Here is a 24,108-nt window from a genome sequence, read left to right as displayed (position 1 = left end):
TATATATAAAAGGCTGTATACCTTTTGGATATACAGCCTCACAATTTAATGCTTCAATAGAACTAGATCTGCTCTGGAACCATCTTGATGTGGCCGCATGGACATTCCTGTGCACATACACCACAGCCCTTGCAGTAGTCGTAATTAAATTCGTATCCCTTGCCAGGACCTAGCTTAATTACAGCGCTGTCTGGGCAGACACCGTAGCAGTTGTCACATTCCATACAGTTACCGCAGGATAGACAGCGACGAGCCTCAAATACAGCATTCTCTTCGGTCAGACCAATCTGAACCTCATCGAAGGTATTTGAACGACGTGCAGCCTCAAGCTCTTCACGTACCATCTTAGGCGCATCTGTATAGTACCAAGGATGCATATCCTCAAACTTAGCGATTTCATGCTTCTCTGGCTTCTTGTAGGTCTTGCCGTTCAGATAAGCATTTACGCCGCGGGCAGCATTCTTACCCATACCGATAGCGCGGGTTACTGTTCTGTCTGTGCTTGCACAGTCACCAGCAGCAAATACGCCCTCAATAGAGGTCATCATGGTTTCCTGATTTACTACAACGCTATCCTTTTCCATTTCAAGGTTAGACAGCTTTGACAGTACTGACTTATCAACATTCTGACCAATAGCCAGAACAACAGCATCTGCAGGTAACTCCTCAAACTGACCGGTTGGCTTTGGTTTTCCGTTCTCATCCAACTCCATCTTCTCAATCTTTAGAGAATCCTTTGATGCTGATGCAATGGTTGATAGCCACTTAACCTGAATGCCTTCCTCGATAGCTGCATCCATTTCTTCTTCGTTTGCAGGCATCTTATCACGGTTACGACGGTAAACAATGATAGGTTCTGCACCGATACGACGTAATGAACGAGCAACGTCAACAGCAGTATTACCACCACCGTAAACAGCAACACGACGAGCAATCTGAATATCACCGGTGGTCTCAATCTGACCTAGAACTGACAGTGCGTTCAGAACTGAGGTGGTATCGCCCTGAGGAATATCAACATTGGTTGAAATTGAAGCACCAAGACCTAGGATTACAGCATCATATTTGCCGTTCTTCTTCTCTGCCTCAATGTCCTCAACCTTACGGCCGCACTCAATGGTTACGCCCATATCGGTAATGCGCTTGATTTCAGCATCCAGAATATTACGAGGTAAACGATATACTGGAATACCGTAACGCATCATACCGCCGGCCTCTTTACCCATTTCAACGATGTGAACGGTGTGACCGAAACGACGTAGGTGATATGCAGCAGAAAGACCTGCAGGACCTGCACCAACAATCAGAACCTTCTTGCCGGTTTCACGGGCAGGGCGCTTGAATGACAGGTTGTGCTCCAAAGCGTAGTCACCTAAGAAACGCTCAACAGAGTTGATACCAACGCTCTCATCTAAGAAGCCACGGTTACACTTGCCTTCACAGGTGTGGTAACAGACACGGCCCATACATGCTGGCATTGGGTTCTCTTCAGTTAGAATGCGCCATGCGTGCTCGTAGTCACCTTCAGCAGCATAGTACAGCCACTGCTGGATGTTCTCACCTGCAGGGCACTGATTGTTGCAAGGTGGCAACTTGAACACATTAACAGGACGCAGAGTACGCCATGAACCAGTATGATTCTGTAAGGAAGTAGCTGGATCAAGGGTAACAGCGAAAGCTTTATTCATCATGATTAACTATCTCCTTTAAACAGCTGAGCTACGCTCGTAAGCCTGAATTGCTACTGGTGTATGCTCTGAATCACCATCATCTAACAGACCGAAATTCTTAATGTTGGCATCACACAATGCCTGCAGTCTTGCAACAACATTTGGATCAGCCTTCTTGCCGGTCAGATGAGCATATCTGCGCTGCAGCTTCAGATAGTTTAGAACTGGCTGCTTCTGACGAATCTTACGTACAGAAGTAATCTTGCCGTATTCAGCCTCGTATACAGGGAAGAAACCAGTCTCCATTGCCATACGAGCTGCGGTAACTGTTGCATTTGATGCTAAGCCCCAGCCTAGAGGACATGGAACCAGAATCTCAATGTAACGGGCACCGTGGAATGACATAGCCTTGGTTACCTTGTACTCAAGATCACGCAGATCAGCTACAGTTGCAGTTGCTACGTAAGGAATACCGTGAGCCATAGCAATCAGAGGTACATTCTTACCTTTACCCCAGTCAGCGCCTGGATGTTCACCAACCAGCTGAGTGGTAGCGGTTCTTGCTGATGGAGGAGTTGCTGATGAACGCTGAACACCGGTGTTCATGTATGCTTCGTTGTTGTAGCAGATGTAAAGAACATCATCGTTACGCTCGAACATACCTGACAGAGGACCAAAACCGATATCGGTGGTACCACCGTCACCGCCCTGTGCAATAACACGTGGAACTACTGAGTCACCGTGCTTCTTTGCAAGAACAGCTGCAGCAGCTGCAAGTCCTGAACCTACAGATGCGGCATTACCGAACAGAGAGTGAACCCATGGCAGCTTCCATGCTGATTCTGGATATGGAGTTGAGAAAACTTCAAGACAGCCGGTAGCATTAACCAGCATAATCTGTCCGTTTGTAGCCTTCATAGCAGCATCAATCGCATATCTTGCGCCTAATGCCTCACCACAGCCCTGACAGGCTCTATGACCTGAAATCAAGCTGTTGTTACGATCCTCTGATGCCTGATTTGTACGCATAGCAGGATTTAACATACGGTTACCAACAGTGTTTGAACCTGTCTGGTAGAATTTAATCTTTTCTAACATTGTACTGTCTCCTGCTTAACCCTTGACTGAGTCTTCTAAAACTGACTGACCTAGCGGACCTTTAGGGAAGGTTACACCTTCTGCTTTCTTTGTGTAGCCGTTCAGTACATCAGCGTCGATGTCAAACCAGGTGAATTCCTCAGTAAACTTGCCTGCAAGAGCATCCTTTACGATACCGTTGATGGTGGTACCGAAGATAGGACGGCCACCTAAGCCTGCAACAACAGTCTTGATATCGCAGTTCTTGCCTTCCATAGCACGCTTAACTTCAGGGCAGATAATACCGCGGGCACCAAATGAGAATGCTCTCTCAAGGCAGATTACCTGCTTGGTGTCACCGATTGCCTCTGCAACCTTCTCATATGGGAATGGACGGAATGACTTTAAGGAGATGATACCGACATTGATACCCTCAGCCTTTAATCTGTCAATCTCATCCTTAGCAGTACCAACAGTAGAACCCATGATGATGATCTTAAGATCAGCGTTCTCACAGTTGTAGCACTCTAGGATACCGCCTGACTTAGAACCGGTTAGAGCACGATATTCCTGTGTTACTTCCTCAATAACCTTAAGAGCCTTTGCCATCTTACGCTGCTGAAGGAAACGAACCTCGGTAAATGCCTCTGGTCCAACCATAGCACCGATAGATACAGGCTCCTTTGGAGTCAGATATTCTTTTGGCTGATACTCACCCAGGAACTTGTCAACAGTCTCCTGCTCTGGAATATCCAGTCTCTCAAAAGCGTGAGTTAGAACGAAACCATCCATACATACCATAACTGGAAGACCAACCTTCTCGGCAATCTTAAATGCCATGATATGAGTATCAACAGCGTCCTGGTTTGACTCGCAGAATAACTGCAGCCAGCCTGAATCACGCTGTGACAGAGAATCAGAGTGATCGTTCCAGATGTTGATAGGGCCACCGATTGCACGTGATGCAACGGTCATAACAATTGGAAGACCTAAGCCTGATGCTGAATAGATACCTTCAGTCATGAACAGCAGACCCTGAGATGCTGTAGCTGTATAGGTACGGGCACCGCCAACGGAAGAACCGATAGCAACAGACATTGCAGAGAACTCTGACTCAACATTTAAAAAGTCACAGTCCTTTAGGGTACCGTTTTTAACAAACTTACCTACATTTTCAACAATGTGAGTCTGTGGAGAAATAGGGTAGGCACATACAACGCCAGGACGGCATAAGGCAACAGCCTCAGCTACACCTAATGAACCTTCGATTTGCTTTAGCATTATAGAACTCCCTTAATATAGTTGTATGCAAGGGCAGCGGTTTCAGCATTAGCATCACCAACCTTACCTGGATATCTTTCCTGGAATGCCTTCTGTACAGATTCCAGCTTCAGGATATCTGTTACAGCAGCTAAAGCTGAAAGCATTGGAGCACCTGGTAGAGGCTTACCAATCTTCTGCATAGCAAAATCAGTTGCAGGAACTGTAAATACGTGACCCTTAGGTAACATCTTTACTAATTCTGGTACAACAACTTCTGGTGCATCTTTTGAGTTGATAATTGCATATCCGTTTGGATCAAGTCCACCGAATACATCAACAGATCCTAAAAGTGTCTTATCCTGAACAAGAACAACTCCTGGCTGCTGAATTGGCTCGTGTGTACGTATTTCTTTATTATCAATACGAGCATATGCAACCACTGGAGCGCCGGTACGCTCAGAACCGAAGCTTGGGAAAGCTTGTGCATGATGACCTTCATAGAATGCTGCAAGAGTCAGCATTTCAGCTGCGGTCACTACACCTTGGCCTCCACGGCCATGTAATCTAATTTGAAGCATTAAGGCTCCTCGTTTGCAGTGTATGTAAAAAAAAATTGGTTCCCTGAAGAAACCGTCAAGATAATTTTAGTTATAAATAAAAAATTAACAAATGCCTGAAAATTTATTGACAAAAATAATGAAAATATGTCTAAAAATGAAAATTCAAAAATTTTTTATTAACAACTTGAAATATAAGGCTTACATGCAATTCTAAAATGTCAGAACAGGGCATAAAATGCGATTAATATCTAAAACTGAAGTTGTAATTTGCAATTGATTTGCAAATGCGAATAACAAATATATTTATCACAAAAATACCTATAAAGGCTTACTCAGATTAGGTTTTCTTCTAATTAGTGTATGCTAATTAAATTATTCGTTTTTTTTCGTTTTTGACAAATTTAAAAAAAATAGTATTATTAAACTAGGTTTATAAATGTTATTTAAGTTGCACCAAAATGGTTGATACATCGCTTACAATTACCTCCCGACAGATCCGTGAACAGAATCTTCAGCTGGTTCGTCAGGCTCTTCATGATGAACAGGTCTGTACCAGTTCAAAGCTAAAGGAGCTCACAGGACTTTCTGTCGTAACTCTAAACAAGATCATTTCGCTTCTGATTGCTTCAGGAGAGGTTCTGGATGCAGGCAAGGTCAATATGCCTAACGGCAGACCAGCATCCACATACAGATTCAACGAAATGAACAAGCTGATGCTGATTCTTTCCATATATAAAAGATCAGGCAACAAATATGTCGGCTATTCAGTACATAATCTTTTTGGAGAGTGTATTGAAAGAAAAGAGGAGCTTATCGAGGAGTCTGATTCAATTCAGACCAATGAGCTTAAGATCGGTATGGAACGTTATATAAGCAGACACCCTAAGATCTCAGTAATCGGTGTTTCCATGCCATCTGATGATGTAGGCGGTCGAGTCGGTAGTGCTATTCGTCATGACAGCCAGTCAAAACGACTTTCATCTCATTTGGAAAAACAGTTTAATATTCCCGTTTTCTTTGAAACTGATATTAACGCGGCTACTCTTGGCTGCTATAAGCGCTGCAAGAATCAGGAGTATGTAAGTGGAGTCATTCTGGTTCCAGGTAAAATTCCAGGCTGCGGCTTCTGCTATAACGGAGCAGTATTAAGAGGAAAGGATGGTATGGCAGGTGAAATTCGATATTTCCCTATGTATAACGATATCGGTGTGCTGCCATCTGAATCCATGCAGGCAGATGATCTTGCCATCAGAACCATCAGAGCCGTGATGTGCGTTCTAAATCCTGGCTACATGGCAATCTATTCTGAAACTCTGAGACCGGGATTTATTGACAGACTTAAAAAACAGCTTGGTACACCTGCTGAGGAGGCGTTACTTCCTAAGATTGAGATTACAGACAATCTTCGTGAGGATACTGTATCTGGCATGGTAAGTCTCTGTCTTGAGGCATTAAAATAGTTTATCCATGCAGATTCTCAGGAAAATCTGCTGATGGATAAATTATGTCTTTATGCTCTATTTCTAATAGAATAACTATACATATAGTCATCTTTGTTATAAAATTAAGACAATTGATATAGTAACATTCATGAGATAGGGCAATTTTACTTTTCTCCTGTCTGTTTATGTTCTAATTCTTAATTTGTAAATAATAGCTCAACTGTAAAGCTCTTTATAAAAGGAACAGTTTTTATGGTAAAAAAAGACGTTAATGTCCAGAAATCAGATAAACCTGAAATGGCTCCAAACAAATGGAGCAGAAGAAGACGTATGGAGTTTATTGATTTTCGTCTAAGTGTAGAGGGCAAAATCAACCGTTCAGATCTTGTTAATTTCTTTGGTATTTCTGTACCTCAGTCTTCACTTGATTTCTCTTACTATCGTGAGCTGGTTAAAAACTGTAAGCCTTCAAGAGAGAATCTTCGTTACGATGTTCACAAGAAGCTTTATGTCCGTACAGAAGACTTCAAACCAGTCTTCCCGGATGAGTGTTCACCAGATCTGTTCTTAGAGGATCTTGCTTTAATTGCCCGTGATTCATTATCAGATTCACGTAATTTCTTTAATGGCAGATTCCCTGTAGCCGCATCTACTCTGGTTCCACCAAAGAGAAGAGTTGATGCCAAGCTGTTATTCAATCTGATTGATGCTATTAACGAGCACATGGCAATGCACATTGTCTACATGTCTTTATCTCAGGGTAAATACATGGACTATCTGATTGCTCCGCACTCCTTTGCCTATGATGGCTACAGATGGCATATCAGAGCCTACTGCTATGACAGACATGAATTCCGTGACTATGTTCTATCAAGAATCAAGTCTGCAGATACACCAAAGATCATGGCACCAAATGACCGTTTTCCAGATCCTCTTGGCAACGGTTTCAGAGAGGTTGGAACCGATGGCGCATCTGATGCTGACTGGAACGAGAAGGTAGTATTAAAGCTAAAGATTAACCCTGAGCTTAGTGATAATGAAAAGAATGCCTTAGCGCTGGATTACGGTATCGGCAAGAACGGTTTTATCGAGCATGAGGTTCGTAAGGCTCTGCTGTTTTATGCTGTAAGAAATCTAAAGCTAACCGAGGATTATAAAAAACTACCGGCAATTGAAAGACAGCTTGTTCTGGATAATGAAAAGGAAATTTTTTCATTATTAAAGACAAAATAAAGAGATCTGTATACCTGTGCCGGAATTCTTATATTAGAATACCGGCACTTTTTAATTTCTCTTATTTTGGTTCTGCAAAATGAAATCTTCAAAGTTATCCTATTTTGTTTATGTTTTCACATTGGGAATGCTTTGTGCCTTTGCTCCAATGTGCTCTGATCTGTATCTTCCATCCATGCCGTCAATCATGGATTATTTTCAGACCTCACCATCACTTGTTCAGTCATCTTTAACCGCATCTTTTTTAGGTCTGGCAATAGGACAGCTTATAATCGGCCCATTATCAGATGCCTACGGCAGAATACTGCCTTTATATGTATCACTGGTTATCTTTACAGTTACTTCATTCTTCTGTGCCATCTCTGATTCAGTGATTCTTTTTATTGTAATGAGACTCTTTCAGGGAATATCTGCTGCAGGCGGAATTGTTCTTACACGATCTATTGCCTGTGATAAGTTCAAGGGCAATGAGCTTACAAGCTTTATGGCATTTTTAATGTCCATAAACTCATTGGCACCTATTCTTGCTCCTATCATAGGATCCTTTATCATAAGCTTTGCTCCATGGCAGGTTATTTTCTATGTACTTGTTGTATGGGGCATTCTCCTTATCATTGCTACAAAGCTTTTTGTACCAGAATCACTTCCTGTGGATAAAAGACAGGAAAATATCAGGGCATCTCTGCTTTTGATAAAGGTTGAACTCTTAAATCCAAAGTTCATGCTTGTAGCTTTATCACTTGCCTCAATCATGGGAGGTTTCTTCTCATATCTTGCAGCATCTCCATTTGTCTTTCAGGTAGTCTACGGCATGACTCCTTTTGAGTACTCATGTACCTTTGCATTTATCTCTATCTGTATTTCAATTACCGGTGCTACAGCAGGAAGAGTTTCCCGTCGCTTCGGAGAGGAGAGAGTTGTTAAAGGTGCATATCTGATTATGTTCACTGCAGCAGCTTTAATGCTCATAGAAGCTTTGGTGGTGCCATCAAATTATATCTTTGTGCTTTTAACACTTGCAGTTTACTGCAGTATGATGGCTGTTTCTCAGGCTGCAGGCTTTGGAATTGTCATGAGCTATAAGAAAGGTGGTGCAGGAGCAGCTTCAGGCTTATTTGGTGTTCTGTATTTCCTGTTTGGCTCCATGGTCTCTCCTTTCGTAGGAATAATGGGAGAGAATTCAATGTTGCCACTTGGTATAAATCTGCTATCATGTGTCATTGTTGCTATTATTCTTTTGAAAATAGCATTGTCTGAAAGGAACAAACATGAAAAAACTGCTTAAAACTATAATTACTGCAACTCTTTTAGCAAGCTCTGCTTCATATGCTGCCCCAATTGACGCTGATACTAAAAAGGAAATTGAAGCTATTATCGATGATTATGTATCCAATCATCCAGAGATCATAATCAACGCCATGAAAAAGCTTGAAAGAGATGAGCAGCTTAAGACTCAGCAGGCCTTTTTGGACATTATCAAAGATTACAGAGCCTCAGACAGACATCCTTTCTTAGGTAAGAAGAATTCAAAGCATTATATTATTGAGTTCTTTGATTTCAACTGTGGCTACTGCAAGGTTATGGAGCCCTTTTTTGAGAAAGCTCTAAAGGAATATGAGCTGCAGATTATATATGTGAATATTCCTGTAATCAGAGCTGAATCTGCTCAGCTAGCCTATTTAGGACAGGCTCTTTATGACACCGATCCTAATATGTATTTCAAGTTCCACAAGCACTTTATGACTCCGGACAATAAAAAGGCCGACGAAGAATCTGTAAAGGCACTTTTCAAGAATATAGGTGCTGATTATGACGCTGTGGTTAAGAAAATTTCATCCTCAAAGAACACTATTGATGAGAATATAAAGGACAGCTTTAAGCTTAAGATTTCAGGAACACCTTACCTGATTATTGATGGTCAGGAGATCCGTGGCGCTATTACCAGTTACGATCAGCTAAAGTCAGTTTTGAAATAGTTTATGAATTATCTGTTAATTCTAGTTATAGCAATTCCTGTTCTGTTTATAATAGGCACGACCTATAATGCCTTAAAAGAGCAGAAACGACTTGAAGAAGGACCTTTAAAGGAAATTCTTGCTCAGAGAGAACAGGAAAAGAAACTCGCTCTTAAGAATTCTTCTAATAAAAACAATAAAAATACAAATACCAAAAATTCACCTTCCGAATAAAAAAATAACAAATTCACCCTATGATATTTGTGATATACGGCATTTTATAGATAAATATTATAAAAAAAAGTGATTATAAGCCGTTAATTAATTAGATTTTTTTTGAAATCTTAGATCCTATTAACTATAAAAAATATAGACATGTCTGTTTGATTATTATTGGAGTTTTCTAATGAAATTAGTTAAGCTGCTTTCCTGTAGCACAGTTGCTGCAATGATGTTTATTGCACCACAGGTTCACGCCTACAAAGTCGGTTTAGCTATGCCAACACAGAATGAAGACCGTTGGTATAACGAGGGTGTGTTACTTCAGAATAAGCTGAAAAATGCCGGTTTTGACGTTGAATTGTTTTATGGTGGAGACGGCGATATTGATCTGCAGAATAAACAGATTATCCGTCTTACCAATTTAGGTGTAAATGTTCTGGTTGTCGGTGCCATTGACGGTGCTGCCATGTCAGACTCTCTTGGTTTTGCAAAATCAAAGGGCGTAGCTGTTATCAGCTATGACCGTCTGATAACCAAGACACCAGCAGTATCCTACTATGCAACCTTTGACAATGAAATGGTTGGCCATATGCAGGGCAAATATCTTGTAGACAAGCTAAATCTTGCTACTACCTCTACCCCTAAGAATATTGAGCTATTCTATGGATCCTTAACAGACAATAACGCTAGATTCTTCTGGAAGGGCGCTATGGATGAACTCAGACCATACATTCAGAGCGGTCAGGCTGTAATCAGATCTGGTCAGACCACTCCTGAGGAGGTTAATACTCCTGACTGGTCAACCACTGAGGCCAACAAGCGTATGGGCGAACTTATCGAAAAAGTTGGATATGGTCCAGGCAAGACCCGTTTAGATGGTGTTCTCTGTCCTGCTGACTGTATTTCATCTGGTGTTCTTTTCGCTTTAAAGCGCAATGGCTATGATTCATCTAATATGCCTGTAGTAACAGGACAGGATGCAGTTCCTGAGGCTTTGGACAGTATTGAAAATGGCGAGCAGGCTATGACTATTTTCAAGAACCCAAATGAGCTGTGCAACACTATCGTCAGCATGGTAACCAACATGTCAAAGGGACAGCCGGTTGAAATCAACGATACCTCCACCTATGACAATGGTGCCAAGATTGTTGACACCTATCTGTGTATGCCTGAGCTGATTGATAAATCAAATGTAGCTAAGGCAAGACGCTAGTATATTTTCAAAGATATGATAGAGCACACTGTCTAGTCCTTAGAAGTGTGCTTTTCTTTTATGTACAGACTGAGACATAAGACAAATCGATGATACATGGATATAGCTTTTGTTCTCAAAAATTACAATTACATGATTTTAAAGCATTAACTGGCACTATTATTGCTTATACTTAATTAGGTATGAATTTTTCCTTAAGAATTCCTCTAAGTCAGGTTTGATTATGAAGATAAACAGCGTATTGAAATACCTTTGTTTAGCCATATCTGTTGCAATTTCAACCGGTTATGGGCAGATAAGGTACAGTGCCCCTATGGAGCCGCAGGCGGCAAAAAAGCTCTGGTCAAATGAGACCAGCCGCATTGCCTGTCGTCTTATCTTTGACATTCCATCCTATGGTTTTGCCAATTTTATGACATACGGCGGACGTGATCTGCGTTCAGCCATGACTCTTCATCCAAAGCTTGGAATAGGGCAGGCATCTTCAATGAGATTTATAGCTGCAAAGCCTGACTGGAATTCATCAGGAGCAGAAAGATTACTGGGAAAAATCGATTTATACGCCGGATTTAACCCATATATCGGACCTACCTTATCCTGGAAGCTGCTCTCAGAGCTTGACCATGGTAATCAGATTTTAATGCCTTATACAGATAAGAAGCTGGCATCAGGTGAGAATATTGTTCCAACCTTAAATCCTCTGGGCTTTAAGGAGGCCTACAAGAAATATCTTTCCTGTCAGGAACAGCTTATCAGAGTCAACTATAATGATATCCGCATGATGCCTCTGGTATTTAAATATCAGTCAACAGAGCTTACAGCTAAATCACAGGATATGCTCAACGATCAGGTTGAATACTTAAAGTATGACAAATCAATCATCAAGATAAGCATCAGAGCGTATGCCTATGATATGTCTAAGGCTCAGGATAATATCAATCTTGCCAAGGACAGAGCTGATGCACTTAAAAAGGCATATACCGATATCGGTATTAAAGATGACATTATTGAGATTGTTCCATTCAATGCTTTAACCTTAAACACCAAGGATGAGAATCCTATATCCAATGAGGCGGCAACCTCACGAAATGCACTGATTTCTCTTGAAAGAGACAATGCAATGATAAACAAGGATATGGAGGTAAATATTCCTGATGTAGGTGCTGATACCGGAGATGGTGACTAGTATTTGGATTATTTCAAAAAAAACAAAGAAATTTTAGAAAAATCAGAATAATAACTTAAAATTGAAATAGATAAAAAAAGGTAATGCTCAGGATCTGACATGGCTGGCAAGAAGAAAGAGAAAAAAGTAAAGGATAAGAGACCGTTTAAGGAGAAATTCAAAAGCTTCCTCTCCAAGAATAAGATCCTTCTTATCATCTTTTCCATCATTCTGCTATTGGGTGGTGGTGTTGGACTTATTGTCACAGGATATCTTGAGTATAACCGCGCAACCCGAGAGGCTTACGTTGTTGCAGGCATGAAGGCCATGGAGGATGGAAACTTCCATAAAGCGCAGTCACTGCTTTTAAAGGCAACCTATCTTAAGGCTCCAGAGGCTTACCCATTTTTAGCCTGGCTAAGTGCCAAGTCAGGCAATTTCACCAAGGCTCTTGACTACTGTCGTGAGACAGCCAAATATCCAGAGATTCATGGCTCCTACGAGGTAATGGGATATCTTTCTTTACTAGGATATGGTAATGCTCAGGGAGCTGGCTCTGCTCTGTTCTTCTTTGATGAGGCTATGAAATCCTACTCAGAGGAGTATTTAAAGAATCACAATCCTCTTTTATCCATGTACGAAAAATCCATCAGTCTGTGTATGAACAAGCAGGATTATATCCGCATGGTGGATGAGGCTCAGAAAAAAGGCTCTACAATTGCGCTTTTATATCGAGGGGATCTGGACTTTTTAGGTGAGGAGAATGATCTCTCCCCAAAGAGTGCGGCTAAATCCTGGGAGGATGCAAAAAACAGCGGCATTTTAGAGGCTCAGACAAGACTTGCATCATTACTTTGGTACGGCTACGGCAAACGTCGAGACTATCGTACAGCTATGAGATATTTTGAGGATGCGGCCAAAAAGCATGAGCCTGCTGCAAATTATTCATTAGGACTGATTCGTCTTCGTCAGGGTAAAAAGACCTCCTATGCTGAAGGTATGCGTTATATGAAGAACGCTGCCAAGATGAACTATGGACCAGCTTTAACAGCTGTAGGTGTTAACGCAATTATCAAAACCAAGGATTTTTCAAAGATAGCCTCTGCTGCTGCAGATATTTTTAAGCAGGCCTATGACTGCGGTGATACTACAGGCGGAATTCTATATGCGCTTATGATGATGAACGGCATGGGCGTGGCTACAGATCAGACAGAAGCCTTATCAATTCTTTATGATCTAAAAACCAGCGGAGTTCAGTCCGTAGGTGCAATGCTTAAGTATTTCACCTATAACACAGATGTTGATTCCAAGCGAGTATTCAATCAGGCAATAGCGCTTATTTCAGATCAGTACATGGGAAAATACTGCTTTGCCGAGGGGGCACCTGAGGCCAAGATGTATCATGAGCAGAAGGAAAGCGGAGCACTTAGCTACTATGTTCCACAAAAGGATGACAGAGACAGATATACAGACGAGTTCATAGCCGACCTTGGAAAAAACTACGTAGAAAAGCTTGATAAGCCTGAGGATATTGAAATCAATGGTGAGAAGCTTTTATATCCTGAGATTACCCAGATCCTTGATATGTACAATCCAACCACCGGTGCCAAGGCTTTCATGCCTCAGGCGGTTATGGAAATCTCAGCATCAATGCCAACACTTCCATCCAACTATGATAAATATAACATTGATTTTGAAACCATTCTTAACAACTTCGACGAATTCTACTAGGAAGTCATTACCTGGATAATCAATCAGCAGCTCCAAAAACGGAGCTGTTGTCTTATATGGATTCTATAGAATCCGATTTATTACGCTTTTATCTTTAAATTTTATTTTCTGTCCCTACAAATCCTCAGAAAAGTTCCGCAATATCAACTAAAAATCCTTTTGCATGATTGCGATTTTTAAGCCTTGCTTTACAAATTTTGTGATCTGTATTCAAGTGAACTAACCATTTAAAATAGCAATATAAAATGGAAAAGTGTGATCTATAGACAAAATTAAAACTAAATATATATAGATTTTCGTAAACGTTTGCGATTTTTATTGCAATGCAATTTAAATTAATTTATAAATATACACACATAAGGAACAACATAAGTTTCCATAAAAACAAAATCCACTAAAGAGGAACATAAACAATGCTACCAAATATCCCTAATGTAAATCTTGGCGTAATCGCTGTATCAAGAGACTGTTTTATCCGTTCACTGTCAGAGCGTCGTCGCGCTGCAGTTGTTAAGGCCTGCCAGGATAAGGGTATCAAGATTAACGAAATCAAAGTTACCGTTGAAAATGAAAATGATGCAATAAAGGCTGTAGAAGAGGCAAAGAATGCAGGTTGCAATGCTTTGGTTGTATTCTTAGGAAACTTTGGTCCAGAAACTCCAGAAACTCTGATTAAAAAGTTCTTTGATGGTCCTTGTATGTTTGTTGCAGCAGCAGAGGAAACCGGCAATGATCTTATCGATGGTCGTGGTGACGCATACTGCGGTATGTTAAACTGCTCATACAACTTAGGTCTACGTAAGCTAAAGGGCTTCATTCCTGAATATCCAGTTGGCACCGCTTCAGACATCGCTGATATGGTTGCAGACTTCCTTCCTGTTGCTCGCACTCTGATCGGTTTAGCAAATCTTAAGATCATCACCTTCGGTCCACGTCCTCAGGACTTCTTCGCATGTAACGCTCCAATCAAGGGCTTATATGATATCGGTGTAGAAATCGAAGAAAACTCAGAGCTTGACTTACTGGTAGCTTACAGAAAGCATGCCGGCGATCCTCGTATTAAGGATGTAGCTGCTGACATGGCTAAAGAATTAGGTACCAACGGTAATACCTATCCAGATATGCTAGAGAGAATGGCTCAGTTTGAGTTAACCTTAGTTGACTGGGCAGAACAGCACAAGGGTTCACGTAAGTATGTAGTATTTGCTGACAAGTGCTGGCCAGCATTCCCAGAGGAGTTCGGTTTCGAGCCTTGCTATGTAAACTCACGTTTAGCATCCCGCGGTATGCCTGTAGCATGTGAGGTAGATATCTTCGGTGCTTTATCAGAGTACATCGGTGCATGTGTAACTGAAGATGCTGTAACCTTACTTGATATCAACAACTCAGTTCCTCAGGATTTATTCAACGAGGATATCAAGCCTAAGTTCTCAGAGTACAAGCTAACTGACACCTTCATGGGCTTCCACTGCGGTAATACTCCATTCTGCAAGCTGACCACAACTGACAGCTGCAACATGAAGCTAGGCAAGATCAACTATCAGATCATTCAGCACCGTCTGTTAGAGCCAGCAGGTTCAACCCCAGACTTTACCCGTGGTACTCTAGAGGGTGATCTGACTGCAGGTCCAATTACCTTCTTCAGACTACAGACCACTCCAGATACCAAGCTTCAGGCTTATGTAGCTGAGGGTGAGGTTCTACCAGTAGGTACACGTTCATTCGGTGGTATCGGTATCTTCGCAATTCCAGAGATGGGACGTTTCTACCGTCACGTTCTGATTGAGAAGCGTTATCCTCACCACGGTGCAGTTGCATTCAGCCACGTTGGTAAGGCACTGTACAACATCTTCAACATGTTAGGTATTGAAACTGTTAACTACAATCAGCCTGCAGGTGTTCTATACCCAACAGAAAATCCATTTGCTTAATAATCTTTGTTTAAATTTTGTGCCAGGGCTAGTCCCTGGCTTTTTTGTTTTTAAGCGTGTATTCCCAATCAACTGAATCTATTTTTTTGTCTATTTAATCCTTTGTTTTAAGACCTGTAAATTAGGTAAAAAACATTATAATTCAAGCTAATATTTCATATAAAACGCCCATTTTACACAGATTTTCTTGGTGCAAAATTGCCTAAAATCAGCATTAATTTAGTGCAGATACATATTAACCATGTAAATATTGGTGCAAGATGATTTTTCAAATTTATCTCGAAATAATTTTTGAGTATCGTAAATCCATAGAAAAAATTTAGTGAGGTAATTTATGAAACGATCATTAAAAATCGGTACAGTGCTGCCACTGTATTTACTAACACAAAGCGCTTTAGCTGAGGATACTCTAAGTCAGACAGATAACGGCTTTATTCTGATGTCTGCAATGCTGGTTTTACTGATGTCTATTCCAGGAATCGGTCTTTTCTATTCAGGACTTACCAGAGCAAAGAACGTTCTATCAACCATTGAACAGACTCTTGCGGTTTTCTGTATCGCAATTCTACTCTGGTTTGCTGTAGGTTATTCAATAGCCTTTGGCGGTACTGACGGAGCTTTAGGAAGCTTCTTTGGTGAACTATCAAAATCATTTTTAGCTAAAATCACTCCTGATTCATTATCAGGCTCCATCTCAGAGCTTACCTTTGTAATCTTCCAGGGAGCCTTCTGTGCTATTTCATCCTGTCTTGTTGTAGGTGCTACCGTTGAGCGTGTTAAGTTCTCAGCTGTACTGATTGCACTTTCAATCTGGATTGTTTTATCTTACGCTCCACTTGCTCATCAGGTATGGGGCGGCGGTTTCATTGACACCGTTTTCATGTCTTATGATTTTGCCGGCGGTACTGTTGTTCACATCAACGCAGCTGTATGTGGTATTACCGGTGCATTCATGTTAGGCAGAAGAAATGATTTAGGTAAAGTTGTCATGACTCCACATAACCTTGGCTTTACCTATATCGGAGCATGTCTGCTGTGGATTGGCTGGTTAGGCTTTAATGCCGGTTCAGAGCTGTGTGCAGACGGTGTCAGTGCCTTAGCTTTCATCAACACTGTTCTATGTCCTGCTGCAGCAGCCTTAACCTGGATGATCTGTGAGTGGATTATCTTCAAGAAGCCTTCAACCTTAGGTACAGCTTCCGGTGTTATTGCAGGTTTGGTTGGTATCACTCCTGCATGCGCTTTCGTAAGTCCAGCTGGTGCAATTGTTATCGGCATTGCCTGCGGTATTATCTGTCTATGGGGAGTTCACGGCTTTAAGAGACTTCTTAAGATTGATGATTCACTGGATGTTTTCGGTATCCATGGTTTAGGTGCTATCTGTGGCGGTATTCTAACCGGTGTATTCTGTGCTCCTGAATTAGGCGGTGCAGGCTTTAAGGGAGAGTGGACCTCTATTCTGGGACAAACCTACGGTCAGACAGTTTCAATCCTGATTTCAATCGTCTGGTCATTCGTAGCATCAGTTATCGCTTTCTATGTTGCCAAGAAGCTTGTTGGTCTCAGAGTTTCTTCTGATGAGGAATCTGAAGGTCTTGATCTGGCCTCTCACGGCGAGCGTGGATACAATCTTTAATAGGGGATTTTCAAAATGAAAAGAATAGTAGCTATCATAAAGCCATTCAAACTGGACGACGTTCGCGAGAGTTTATCAGATATTGGTATTTCAGGAATCACTGTTTCCGAAGCCAAGGGCTTTGGACGACAGAAAGGACATACCGAGCTTTATCGTGGAGCTGAATACGTGGTTGATTTTCTTCCAAAGTGCAAGCTTGAGATTGTAACCACCGATGAGCAGCTTGATGATTGTGTGGATGCAATTATCAAATCAGCCTATACGGGTAAGATTGGTGATGGCAAGATCTTCATCTCAGATGTAAGTCGTGTAATCAGAATCCGTACCGGCGAAGAGAATGACGAAGCTATTTAATGAATGAATAGCAACACAGATTGAATAATAAAAAGTTTTTTGGGTATATTGAAAATGGCGCCTCACTTTTGGGACGCCATCTTTTTGTCTGAAATATAAAATTTATCCTATCTCTCAGAATCAGTATGGCTCTGATCCAAAGCTTTCTTTTTATCAAGCTCATAGTTCAAAAGCAGGAGCTTTGGAGCTTTTCTGTACTTCAATATATAGAAGGTTCTGGAGGTAAAGAAAATAGCAGAGAAGGTCAGGGCACAGATAAAGCCTATCCAGATACCAGATGCTTCCAGTCTCTCTCCTATAATTCCCCAGGATAATACATAGCCTAATGGCAGACCGATACACCAGAAAGATAAGACTGTATTGATAAGGATAATCTTAGAATCCTTAAAGCCCTGAAGTATACCGCCTAAAACACACTGTATTGAATCTGGCAGCATATAAATGCAGTTTAGAATCATCAGAAAGGAGGTGACAGCTAGAACTTTAGGATCATTTGAATATAAGGCAGCAATCTTATCCTTTAACAACAGGATAACTGACAGATATACAATCAGACATGCCATGTTTAAAGTCATTATCACCTTGCACACTACAACCGCCTTATCCCAGTTTTTTATGCCCATTGCCGATGCAGTTCTGATAGTTGCAGTAAGTCCAAGACAAAGAGGGATCATGTAGATAAGACTTGATACATTCAGGGTAATTGAATGTGAAGCCACAACGGTAGGGCCGAATGGACTCAGAATAACTGCAGCAAGAGAGAAGCCCGCAACTTCAACAGTTCTTGAGATACCTAAAGGCATAGCAAGCTTTAAAAACTGTTTTATGATCTCCTTATCCAGGATTCTGACATTCTTGTGTACCCGATACTGACCTATGTTTTTAGATTTTACGATATAGATTACAAGACAGATGCAGGTAAAGATATTGATAAGTCCGCTTGTAAGTCCGCAGCCGGCACCACCAAGAGCAGGCATACCGAATTTTCCGAAAATAAAGATATAGTTCAGAGGGATATCTAATACAAGCTGCAGTAAACCAAGATATAGAGCTGGCTTGGTAATTGATAAGCCTTCAGCATAGGAAATATAGCCGTTGTAGATTGCTGTTGCAGGTAGAGCAATGGATACAAAATACAGATAGTTGGTTGCTACCTCTATCATCATCGGATCAGATGGTACAAATCTGAAAACAAGATGACTTAAACTCAGAATAACAGCTGTTATAAAGCCGAGTATTGTAATTATCACCATGGCATTGAAGAGACTCTGCTGCATAAAGCGGATATTCTTTGTTGCCAGAAGATGTGAAACAGTTGGGGCTACACCGTAGGCTACACCTGCCAAAAACATATATGCAGGCCAGTAGAAAGAGCAGGCAATAGCTACACCGGAGAGGTCAATTGTACCGGCAAGACCTGCCATAATCGTATCTACAGTACTCATGGCAGTAGATGACATCTGAGCTATGAGAAAAGGGACAAACAGACGGAGCTGTGTTTTTAATTCTTTTTTGTATACAGGTGCAAACATATCAAAAAATAAAAACACGTTCAGCTTAATATCATGATACAGCAGAACGTGTTCTGTAAACTCAGATTAAAAAACTAATCCCAGCCGTTGGCATTGTCCTGGCCGCCACGGCTCTTCTCTGAATCCATCTTCATGGTGTTCCAGACATTGCTTACAATCTTAGAGGTCTTCTGAGAGGTTTCCTGCATGAAGTACATGGTCTTGAGCTTCTCATCAGAAAGCATGATGCTTGGATTTGCACGAAGTTCCTCAGACAGATTCTGCATTGCCTCATCTACAGGCATGATGTATCCGATCTCATCAGATAGAGCTGATGCATTCTTTGGATCTAAAAGCCAGTTGAACCAGGTCATGGCATTGTCTACGTTCTTGGCTCCGCGTGGTACAGTCCAGCTGTCAAACCACATAATAGAGCCTTCCTTTGGAATAACATAGTCAACATCATATTTGTGCTTGCCATGCTGTGCCAGATGACGGGCCTGAATAAAGTCACCTGAATAACCGATGGCAACACAGATTTCACCTGATGCGATATCTGTTACATAACGGTTAGACTGGAAATAGGCTGTATTGGATGCAAGTGAGGTCAGAATCTTTCTTGCCTCCTCATAATCCTCAGCCTTCTCTGAGCGAGGTGGCTTGTTCAGATAATGCTGAACTGCTGAGATAACCTCAATTGGAGAATCGATAATTGCAATACCGCACTTCTTTAGTTTGGCAGAGTTTTCTGGGTTGAACAGATCATTCCATGACTCAAACTTGAAGTCCTTGCCCATTACCTGCTCTACCTTCTGCTTGTTATAGCCGATACCGATAGAAATCTCGATATAAGGATATGCATAATCATTGTTAGGGTCGATGGTTGCAAGCTTCTCTAAACGAGCCTTGTTCTGCTTTGCCCAGTTAGGGATCTTTGAGTGATCGATCTTCATCAGGGCACCGGCCTTTGCCATACGAGGAACGTTATAACTTACAACAATAGCAGCATCAAATCCGGTATTACCTGCCAGTAAACGGGTTTCCTGCAGCTCATTTGAATCATATTCTACATAGCTGGTCTTAAGACCTGTGTCTTTTTCAAAGTCTGCTACAGTATTCTCGCCAATGTTATAACTCCAGTTCCAGATGTTTACCTTGTCGCTTTTATCAGCCATTGCGCTGCCAGAAGCACAAACAAGAGCCGTAGTTAAAAGGCAAATTGATCCAACCTTCATATTCATCCTCATAAGTAGATAAAGAAACGATTAAAATACGTATTGTATAACAAAAAGTGAATATAGAAAAATATTCAGAATGCCGATAATTCTATTTTAGAAAACATTACATGAAAAAATTCTGCTTTTGCTTGCAGATTACGTTTTTTCATCAATTCAAAAAACAATAACATGATAATATAAAAGAAGTTTTTTTGTCTCAATGAACAAAAGGAATAATCATGGAAAACTTTGAATTTGTTGTTCCAACAAAATATATATTCGGACAGGGCACCAGTTCAAAATGCGGTGAGATTGTAAAAGGCTACGGCTATAAGAACGTCCTTGTAGTATATGGAAGTGAGCATGCAAAAAAATCAGGTCTGCTTGACAGAATAGAGGAGCAGCTTAAGACAAATTCAATTGATTATTCACTTTTAGGAGGAGTTCTTCCTAATCCAAGAGCAGATCTTGTATATAAAGGTATTGAAATTGGTCGGGAGAAAAAGATTGATTTTATCCTGGCTGTTGGTGGCGGTAGTGTTATTGATACAGCCAAGGCAATTGCTTTAGGTATTCCTGATGATGGGGATTTTTTTGATTTCTTTACAAAAAAGAGAAAGCCACATACAGCCTTAAAGGTTGGCTGTGTGTTAACCATTCCTGCAGCAGGCTCAGAAAGTTCACTCTCTACAGTTATTGAAAAAGAGATAGACGGCAGGGTTGTAAAAAACGGCTGCGGCTCACCTTTAAACAGACCTCTTTTTGCCGTGTTAGCTCCAGAGCTTACCTATTCTGTAAGCAAATATCAGACAGCCTGCGGTATTACCGATATGATTGCTCATATTCTGGAGCGCTATTTTACAAACTCAAAGGGAGTAACCGTTACAGACTACATGTGTGAGGGACTTTTAAAGTCCATTATTGAAAATGCACCTATTGCCATTAACGATCCTAAAAATTACGATGCCCGTTCAAATATTATGTGGGCAGGATCTCTTGCTCATAACAATATATGTGGTGTAGACCGAGTTCAGGACTGGGCAAGCCATCACATCGAGCATCAGCTTTCAGCACTGTATGATGTGGCTCATGGTGCAGGTCTTGCTGTAATTTTCCCTGCCTGGATGGATTATGTATACAAACATGATGTCATGAGATTTGCCCAGTTTGCAGTTCGAGTTTTCGGTATTTCCATGGATTTTGATGATCCGTCATCAACTGCTCGAGATGGCATTAAAGCCTTTAGAAAGTTCCTGCATTCAATCGGAATGCCTCTTTCCTTTGAGGAAATCGGAGCTAAAGAGGAGGATATTCCTCATTTATTGAACATGCTAGGTGTGGATGATGTCAACAGAACTGAAGGACAGTTCGTTCTTCTTTACAGAAAGGATTGTGAGGCAATCTACTATAGAGCTGCTCACTATAAGTATTCAGATTAATAATTAAAAAAAGAAACCTAGGACATATCTATTAACGTTAACAGCAACTACAAACATAGGTTGAAAATGTCTGCTACAAGAAAACTAAATCCTCAGCGACTAAGACTGTTAAGACTTCTTGCGTCTCAGTATCCTAACCGCTGTTCAGTTTATTCAAAACTCATAAATCTTAAATCTGAGCTGAGTCTTCCTAAAGGCACAGAGCATTTCATATCAGATATTCACGGAGAGTATGAGGCTTTCTGTCATATCATCAATAATGCCTCTGGTGTTATTAAGGACAAGGTAAAGATTGTTCTTGTAAACAGTACTCTTAAGGAACAGAACGAGCTCTGTACCCTGATTTACTATCCAGGAACTGTCATCAGAAAGCTTAAAAAGGATAACCGCTTTACAGAGGCTTACATCAAAAAGACTATCGTTAATCTGATTGATATGTGTAATTTCTTCTCCTCAAAATACAGTCGAGAGAAGGTCAGATCAATCATTAAGACCAAGTTTGCCTATATTATCGATGAGATGATGCACTCTAAATCAGATGAGGATGATATAAGACGTCAGTATCACGAGAATATTCTTCAGACAATTGTTGAAACCGGAAGCTCTGAACTGTTTATCCGTGATGTCTGTGAGCTTATAAAAACTCTCGCTGTAGCCAAGCTGCATGTTCTTGGAGATATTTTTGACAGAGGTCCTAGTCCTGATAAATGCATGGATGTGCTGGCCTCATACCATCATCTGGATCTGCAGTGGGGCAATCATGATGTACTGTGGATGGGAGCAGCCTGCGGCAGCGGCATGTGTATCATCAATGTACTTTTAAACAATCTCCGCTATAACAACTATAAGATGCTTGAGAACGGCTATGGCATCTCACTGCGCAAGCTTGTTATCTTCAGTAATCATACCTATAAGGAGGAGGAGCATTATCCTGCTTTACAGAAAGCTCTGTCTGTCATGGGTATGAAGCTTATGGGTGCTATTATAGACAGACATCCTGAGTACAATCTTCAGGATTTAAAGATCTTTGATAATCTGGACCTGAAAAAAGGAACCTTAAAGCTAAATGATGGTAAAACCTATCATCTGAACTTTACAGATATGCCTACTGTGGATGAAAAGGATCCCTACAGACTCTCTCCTGGAGAGCAGGAAATCATCGATGATCTGATTTCCTCCTTTACAAGCTCTGTAAGATTAAGAGAACACATCCAGTTCCTGTACACAAAAGGAGACATGTATAAGTGCTACAACGGAAATCTTCTGTATCACGGCTGTGTTCCTTTAGATGAAAACGGAGAATTTCTAAAGATAAAATGCAATGATACATATCTTTCTGGACGGGATTATTTAGACTACTGTCAGACAAAAATCCGTGAAGGCTATACCATAAGAGATAATGATCATCTGGACTTCTTCTGGTACATGTGGACTGCACCTTTATCTCCTCTATCCGGAAGACGAATGAAGATCTTTGAGAAGCTCCTTATAAAAGAGGATTCAATTCTGAACGAGCCTCGTAATCCTTATTATGACTACTATCATCAGGTAAAAACATGCGAGATGATTTTAAAGGAGTTCGGATTAAATCCTAAAAAGGGACATATCATCAACGGTCATACTCCGATCATGGCAAAGAAGGGGGAATCTCCTGTCAGAGCAAGAGGAAAACTTCTTGTAATTGACGGTGGTTTCTGCAGAGCCTATCAGGATAAGACAGGAATTGCAGGTTACACACTGATTTACAATTCACACTGTCTGCATCTTAAGGCCCATGCTCCTTTTACCAATAAAGAGGATGCCATTGAGTCTCTGCGAGATATTGAAGATCTTGAAGAGCTTTCAGTCGAGGAATATCAGCCAAGAAAGAAGGTCGCAGATACAGACTGGGGAGAGGAGCTTAAGGAAAGAGTCCGTGAACTTAATGATCTTCTGGAACTGTATGAAAACGGAATAATTGCCGAAAAACTCACCAGGTAAGTAACATTTTAGGCACGATCCTCATCGTGCCTTGTCCTATAATAATTTGAATCTTAACAAAAATTATTCTTATTAAGCTGAAATCGTGCATTGCACTTTATAAAGGTTCTTCCGAGAATCTGTGGAATGCCCAGATTTGAATATAACAAAATTCATTCTGGGCTTTCTTCTATCCAATCGTCGGGATTGGAGTAAACTTTCCTCTGAATGCACTTCTTATTCTTAAAAAGAAATAATCTAAATCTCTGTACCCATAGGCTACACGCTTTAGAACCTTTATCTTGTTATTTATACCTTCCAGAACACTTGTCCTGATATGGTAGATGCCGGCATTGGTAATGCCGTCTCTGTAGTGGTCATTCTGACTCTTAGCAAATTTCATTATTTCCTCAACACCAGAGGACATTGCCAGCCTTACCCATTCAGTCCATAATCGTTCTGCTTCATCCTTAGAGTTAGCTTCATATACTTCCGGTAACAGCTCCTTTAGTTCATTGGCTTTATTGAGT

The 24,108-nt window shown here is 41.0% G+C and carries 20 protein-coding genes; 13 read left to right on the top strand and 7 right to left on the bottom strand.

The genetic code is table 11. The annotated features are described in order from the left end of the window. Window positions 1–62: 62 nt before the first annotated feature. Genes B5D46_RS08255 through B5D46_RS08240 form a run of 4 tightly spaced genes read right to left on the bottom strand, consistent with a single transcriptional unit; the run spans window position 63 to window position 4,588 of the window. Complete coding sequence (locus B5D46_RS08255; RefSeq protein ID WP_078929051.1) at window positions 63–1,691, bottom strand: NAD(P)-binding protein; 1,629 nt, start codon at window positions 1,689–1,691, stop codon at window positions 63–65. A 15-nt stretch (window positions 1,692–1,706) separates the two neighbouring features. Then, the gene (locus B5D46_RS08250; protein ID WP_078929050.1) at window positions 1,707–2,768 is read right to left on the bottom strand and encodes a thiamine pyrophosphate-dependent enzyme; all 1,062 of its coding nucleotides are present in this window, start codon (window positions 2,766–2,768) and stop codon (window positions 1,707–1,709) included. Between the two features lie 15 nt (window positions 2,769–2,783). Continuing rightward, window positions 2,784–4,028, bottom strand: a complete 1,245-nt coding sequence (locus tag B5D46_RS08245; protein WP_031491739.1) for a transketolase C-terminal domain-containing protein — start codon at window positions 4,026–4,028, stop codon at window positions 2,784–2,786. Next, window positions 4,028–4,588, bottom strand: a complete 561-nt coding sequence (locus B5D46_RS08240; protein WP_031491740.1) for a 2-oxoacid:acceptor oxidoreductase family protein — start codon at window positions 4,586–4,588, stop codon at window positions 4,028–4,030. Before B5D46_RS08240 ends, B5D46_RS08245 begins: the two co-directional genes overlap by 1 nt. Window positions 4,589–5,028: 440 nt before the next feature. Between B5D46_RS08240 and B5D46_RS08235 the strand changes: the two genes are divergently transcribed. The 11 genes from B5D46_RS08235 to B5D46_RS08185 all read left to right on the top strand — a co-directional run bounded on the left by B5D46_RS08235 (window position 5,029) and on the right by B5D46_RS08185 (window position 17,452). After that, window positions 5,029–6,030, top strand: coding sequence for an ROK family protein (locus tag B5D46_RS08235; protein WP_078929049.1), 1,002 nt, complete (start codon window positions 5,029–5,031; stop codon window positions 6,028–6,030). Window positions 6,031–6,264: 234 nt separating this feature from the next. Beyond that, window positions 6,265–7,245, top strand: a complete 981-nt coding sequence (locus B5D46_RS08230) for a BrxR family helix-turn-helix transcriptional regulator (protein ID WP_031491743.1) — start codon at window positions 6,265–6,267, stop codon at window positions 7,243–7,245. Window positions 7,246–7,324: 79 nt separating this feature from the next. Then, complete coding sequence (locus tag B5D46_RS08225) at window positions 7,325–8,530, top strand: multidrug effflux MFS transporter (protein WP_078929048.1); 1,206 nt, start codon at window positions 7,325–7,327, stop codon at window positions 8,528–8,530. Next, entirely contained in the window at window positions 8,514–9,221 is a 708-nt protein-coding gene (locus B5D46_RS08220; protein WP_078929047.1) for a DsbA family protein, read from the top strand. The genes B5D46_RS08225 and B5D46_RS08220 overlap by 17 nt, the downstream gene beginning before the upstream one ends. A 3-nt stretch (window positions 9,222–9,224) precedes the next feature. Beyond that, window positions 9,225–9,434 carry a hypothetical protein gene (locus B5D46_RS08215; protein ID WP_078929046.1) on the top strand — a complete coding sequence of 70 codons (210 nt, stop codon included), beginning with the start codon at window positions 9,225–9,227 and terminating at the stop codon, window positions 9,432–9,434. A 172-nt stretch (window positions 9,435–9,606) separates the two neighbouring features. After that, a complete protein-coding gene (locus B5D46_RS08210; RefSeq protein WP_078929045.1) occupies window positions 9,607–10,635 on the top strand; it encodes a substrate-binding domain-containing protein in 1,029 nt (342 codons plus the stop codon). 223 nt (window positions 10,636–10,858) lie between these two features. Continuing rightward, window positions 10,859–11,821 carry an OmpA family protein gene (locus tag B5D46_RS08205; RefSeq protein WP_078929044.1) on the top strand — a complete coding sequence of 321 codons (963 nt, stop codon included), beginning with the start codon at window positions 10,859–10,861 and terminating at the stop codon, window positions 11,819–11,821. Between the two features lie 99 nt (window positions 11,822–11,920). Continuing rightward, on the top strand, window positions 11,921–13,531 hold the full coding sequence (locus tag B5D46_RS08200; RefSeq protein WP_078929043.1) for a tetratricopeptide repeat protein: 1,611 nt from the start codon (window positions 11,921–11,923) through the stop codon (window positions 13,529–13,531). A 413-nt stretch (window positions 13,532–13,944) separates the two neighbouring features. After that, complete coding sequence (locus B5D46_RS08195) at window positions 13,945–15,462, top strand: L-fucose/L-arabinose isomerase family protein (RefSeq protein WP_078929042.1); 1,518 nt, start codon at window positions 13,945–13,947, stop codon at window positions 15,460–15,462. A gap of 334 nt (window positions 15,463–15,796) precedes the next feature. Further along, window positions 15,797–17,098 carry an ammonium transporter gene (locus tag B5D46_RS08190; RefSeq protein WP_078929041.1) on the top strand — a complete coding sequence of 434 codons (1,302 nt, stop codon included), beginning with the start codon at window positions 15,797–15,799 and terminating at the stop codon, window positions 17,096–17,098. A 15-nt stretch (window positions 17,099–17,113) separates the two neighbouring features. Beyond that, window positions 17,114–17,452, top strand: coding sequence for a P-II family nitrogen regulator (locus B5D46_RS08185; protein WP_031491752.1), 339 nt, complete (start codon window positions 17,114–17,116; stop codon window positions 17,450–17,452). A 107-nt stretch (window positions 17,453–17,559) separates the two neighbouring features. Here B5D46_RS08185 and B5D46_RS08180 read toward each other — a convergent pair whose 3' ends face one another. Further along, complete coding sequence (locus B5D46_RS08180; protein ID WP_268844394.1) at window positions 17,560–18,984, bottom strand: MATE family efflux transporter; 1,425 nt, start codon at window positions 18,982–18,984, stop codon at window positions 17,560–17,562. A gap of 74 nt (window positions 18,985–19,058) precedes the next feature. Further along, the gene (locus B5D46_RS08175; protein ID WP_143675638.1) at window positions 19,059–20,198 is read right to left on the bottom strand and encodes an extracellular solute-binding protein; all 1,140 of its coding nucleotides are present in this window, start codon (window positions 20,196–20,198) and stop codon (window positions 19,059–19,061) included. Window positions 20,199–20,419: 221 nt separating this feature from the next. Here B5D46_RS08175 and B5D46_RS08170 point away from each other — a divergent pair, with 221 nt between their 5' ends. Beyond that, window positions 20,420–21,619 (top strand): iron-containing alcohol dehydrogenase, encoded by a 1,200-nt coding sequence (locus tag B5D46_RS08170; RefSeq protein ID WP_078929038.1) that lies wholly within the window; start codon window positions 20,420–20,422, stop codon window positions 21,617–21,619. A 66-nt stretch (window positions 21,620–21,685) separates the two neighbouring features. Further along, on the top strand, window positions 21,686–23,599 hold the full coding sequence (locus tag B5D46_RS08165; RefSeq protein WP_078929037.1) for a fructose-bisphosphatase class III: 1,914 nt from the start codon (window positions 21,686–21,688) through the stop codon (window positions 23,597–23,599). Between the two features lie 169 nt (window positions 23,600–23,768). On the opposite strand, the gene B5D46_RS08160 is transcribed toward B5D46_RS08165, so the two are convergent. Then, a partial coding sequence (locus tag B5D46_RS08160; RefSeq protein ID WP_143675637.1) for a transposase occupies window positions 23,769–24,108 on the bottom strand: 340 nt, incomplete at its 5' end.

The organism is Succinivibrio dextrinosolvens DSM 3072, from assembly GCF_900167015.1.
Lineage (GTDB): Bacteria > Pseudomonadota > Gammaproteobacteria > Enterobacterales > Succinivibrionaceae > Succinivibrio > Succinivibrio dextrinosolvens.
The sequence above is the reverse complement of the archived record's forward strand: the minus strand, read 5'-3'. Positions and strand labels throughout refer to the sequence as shown.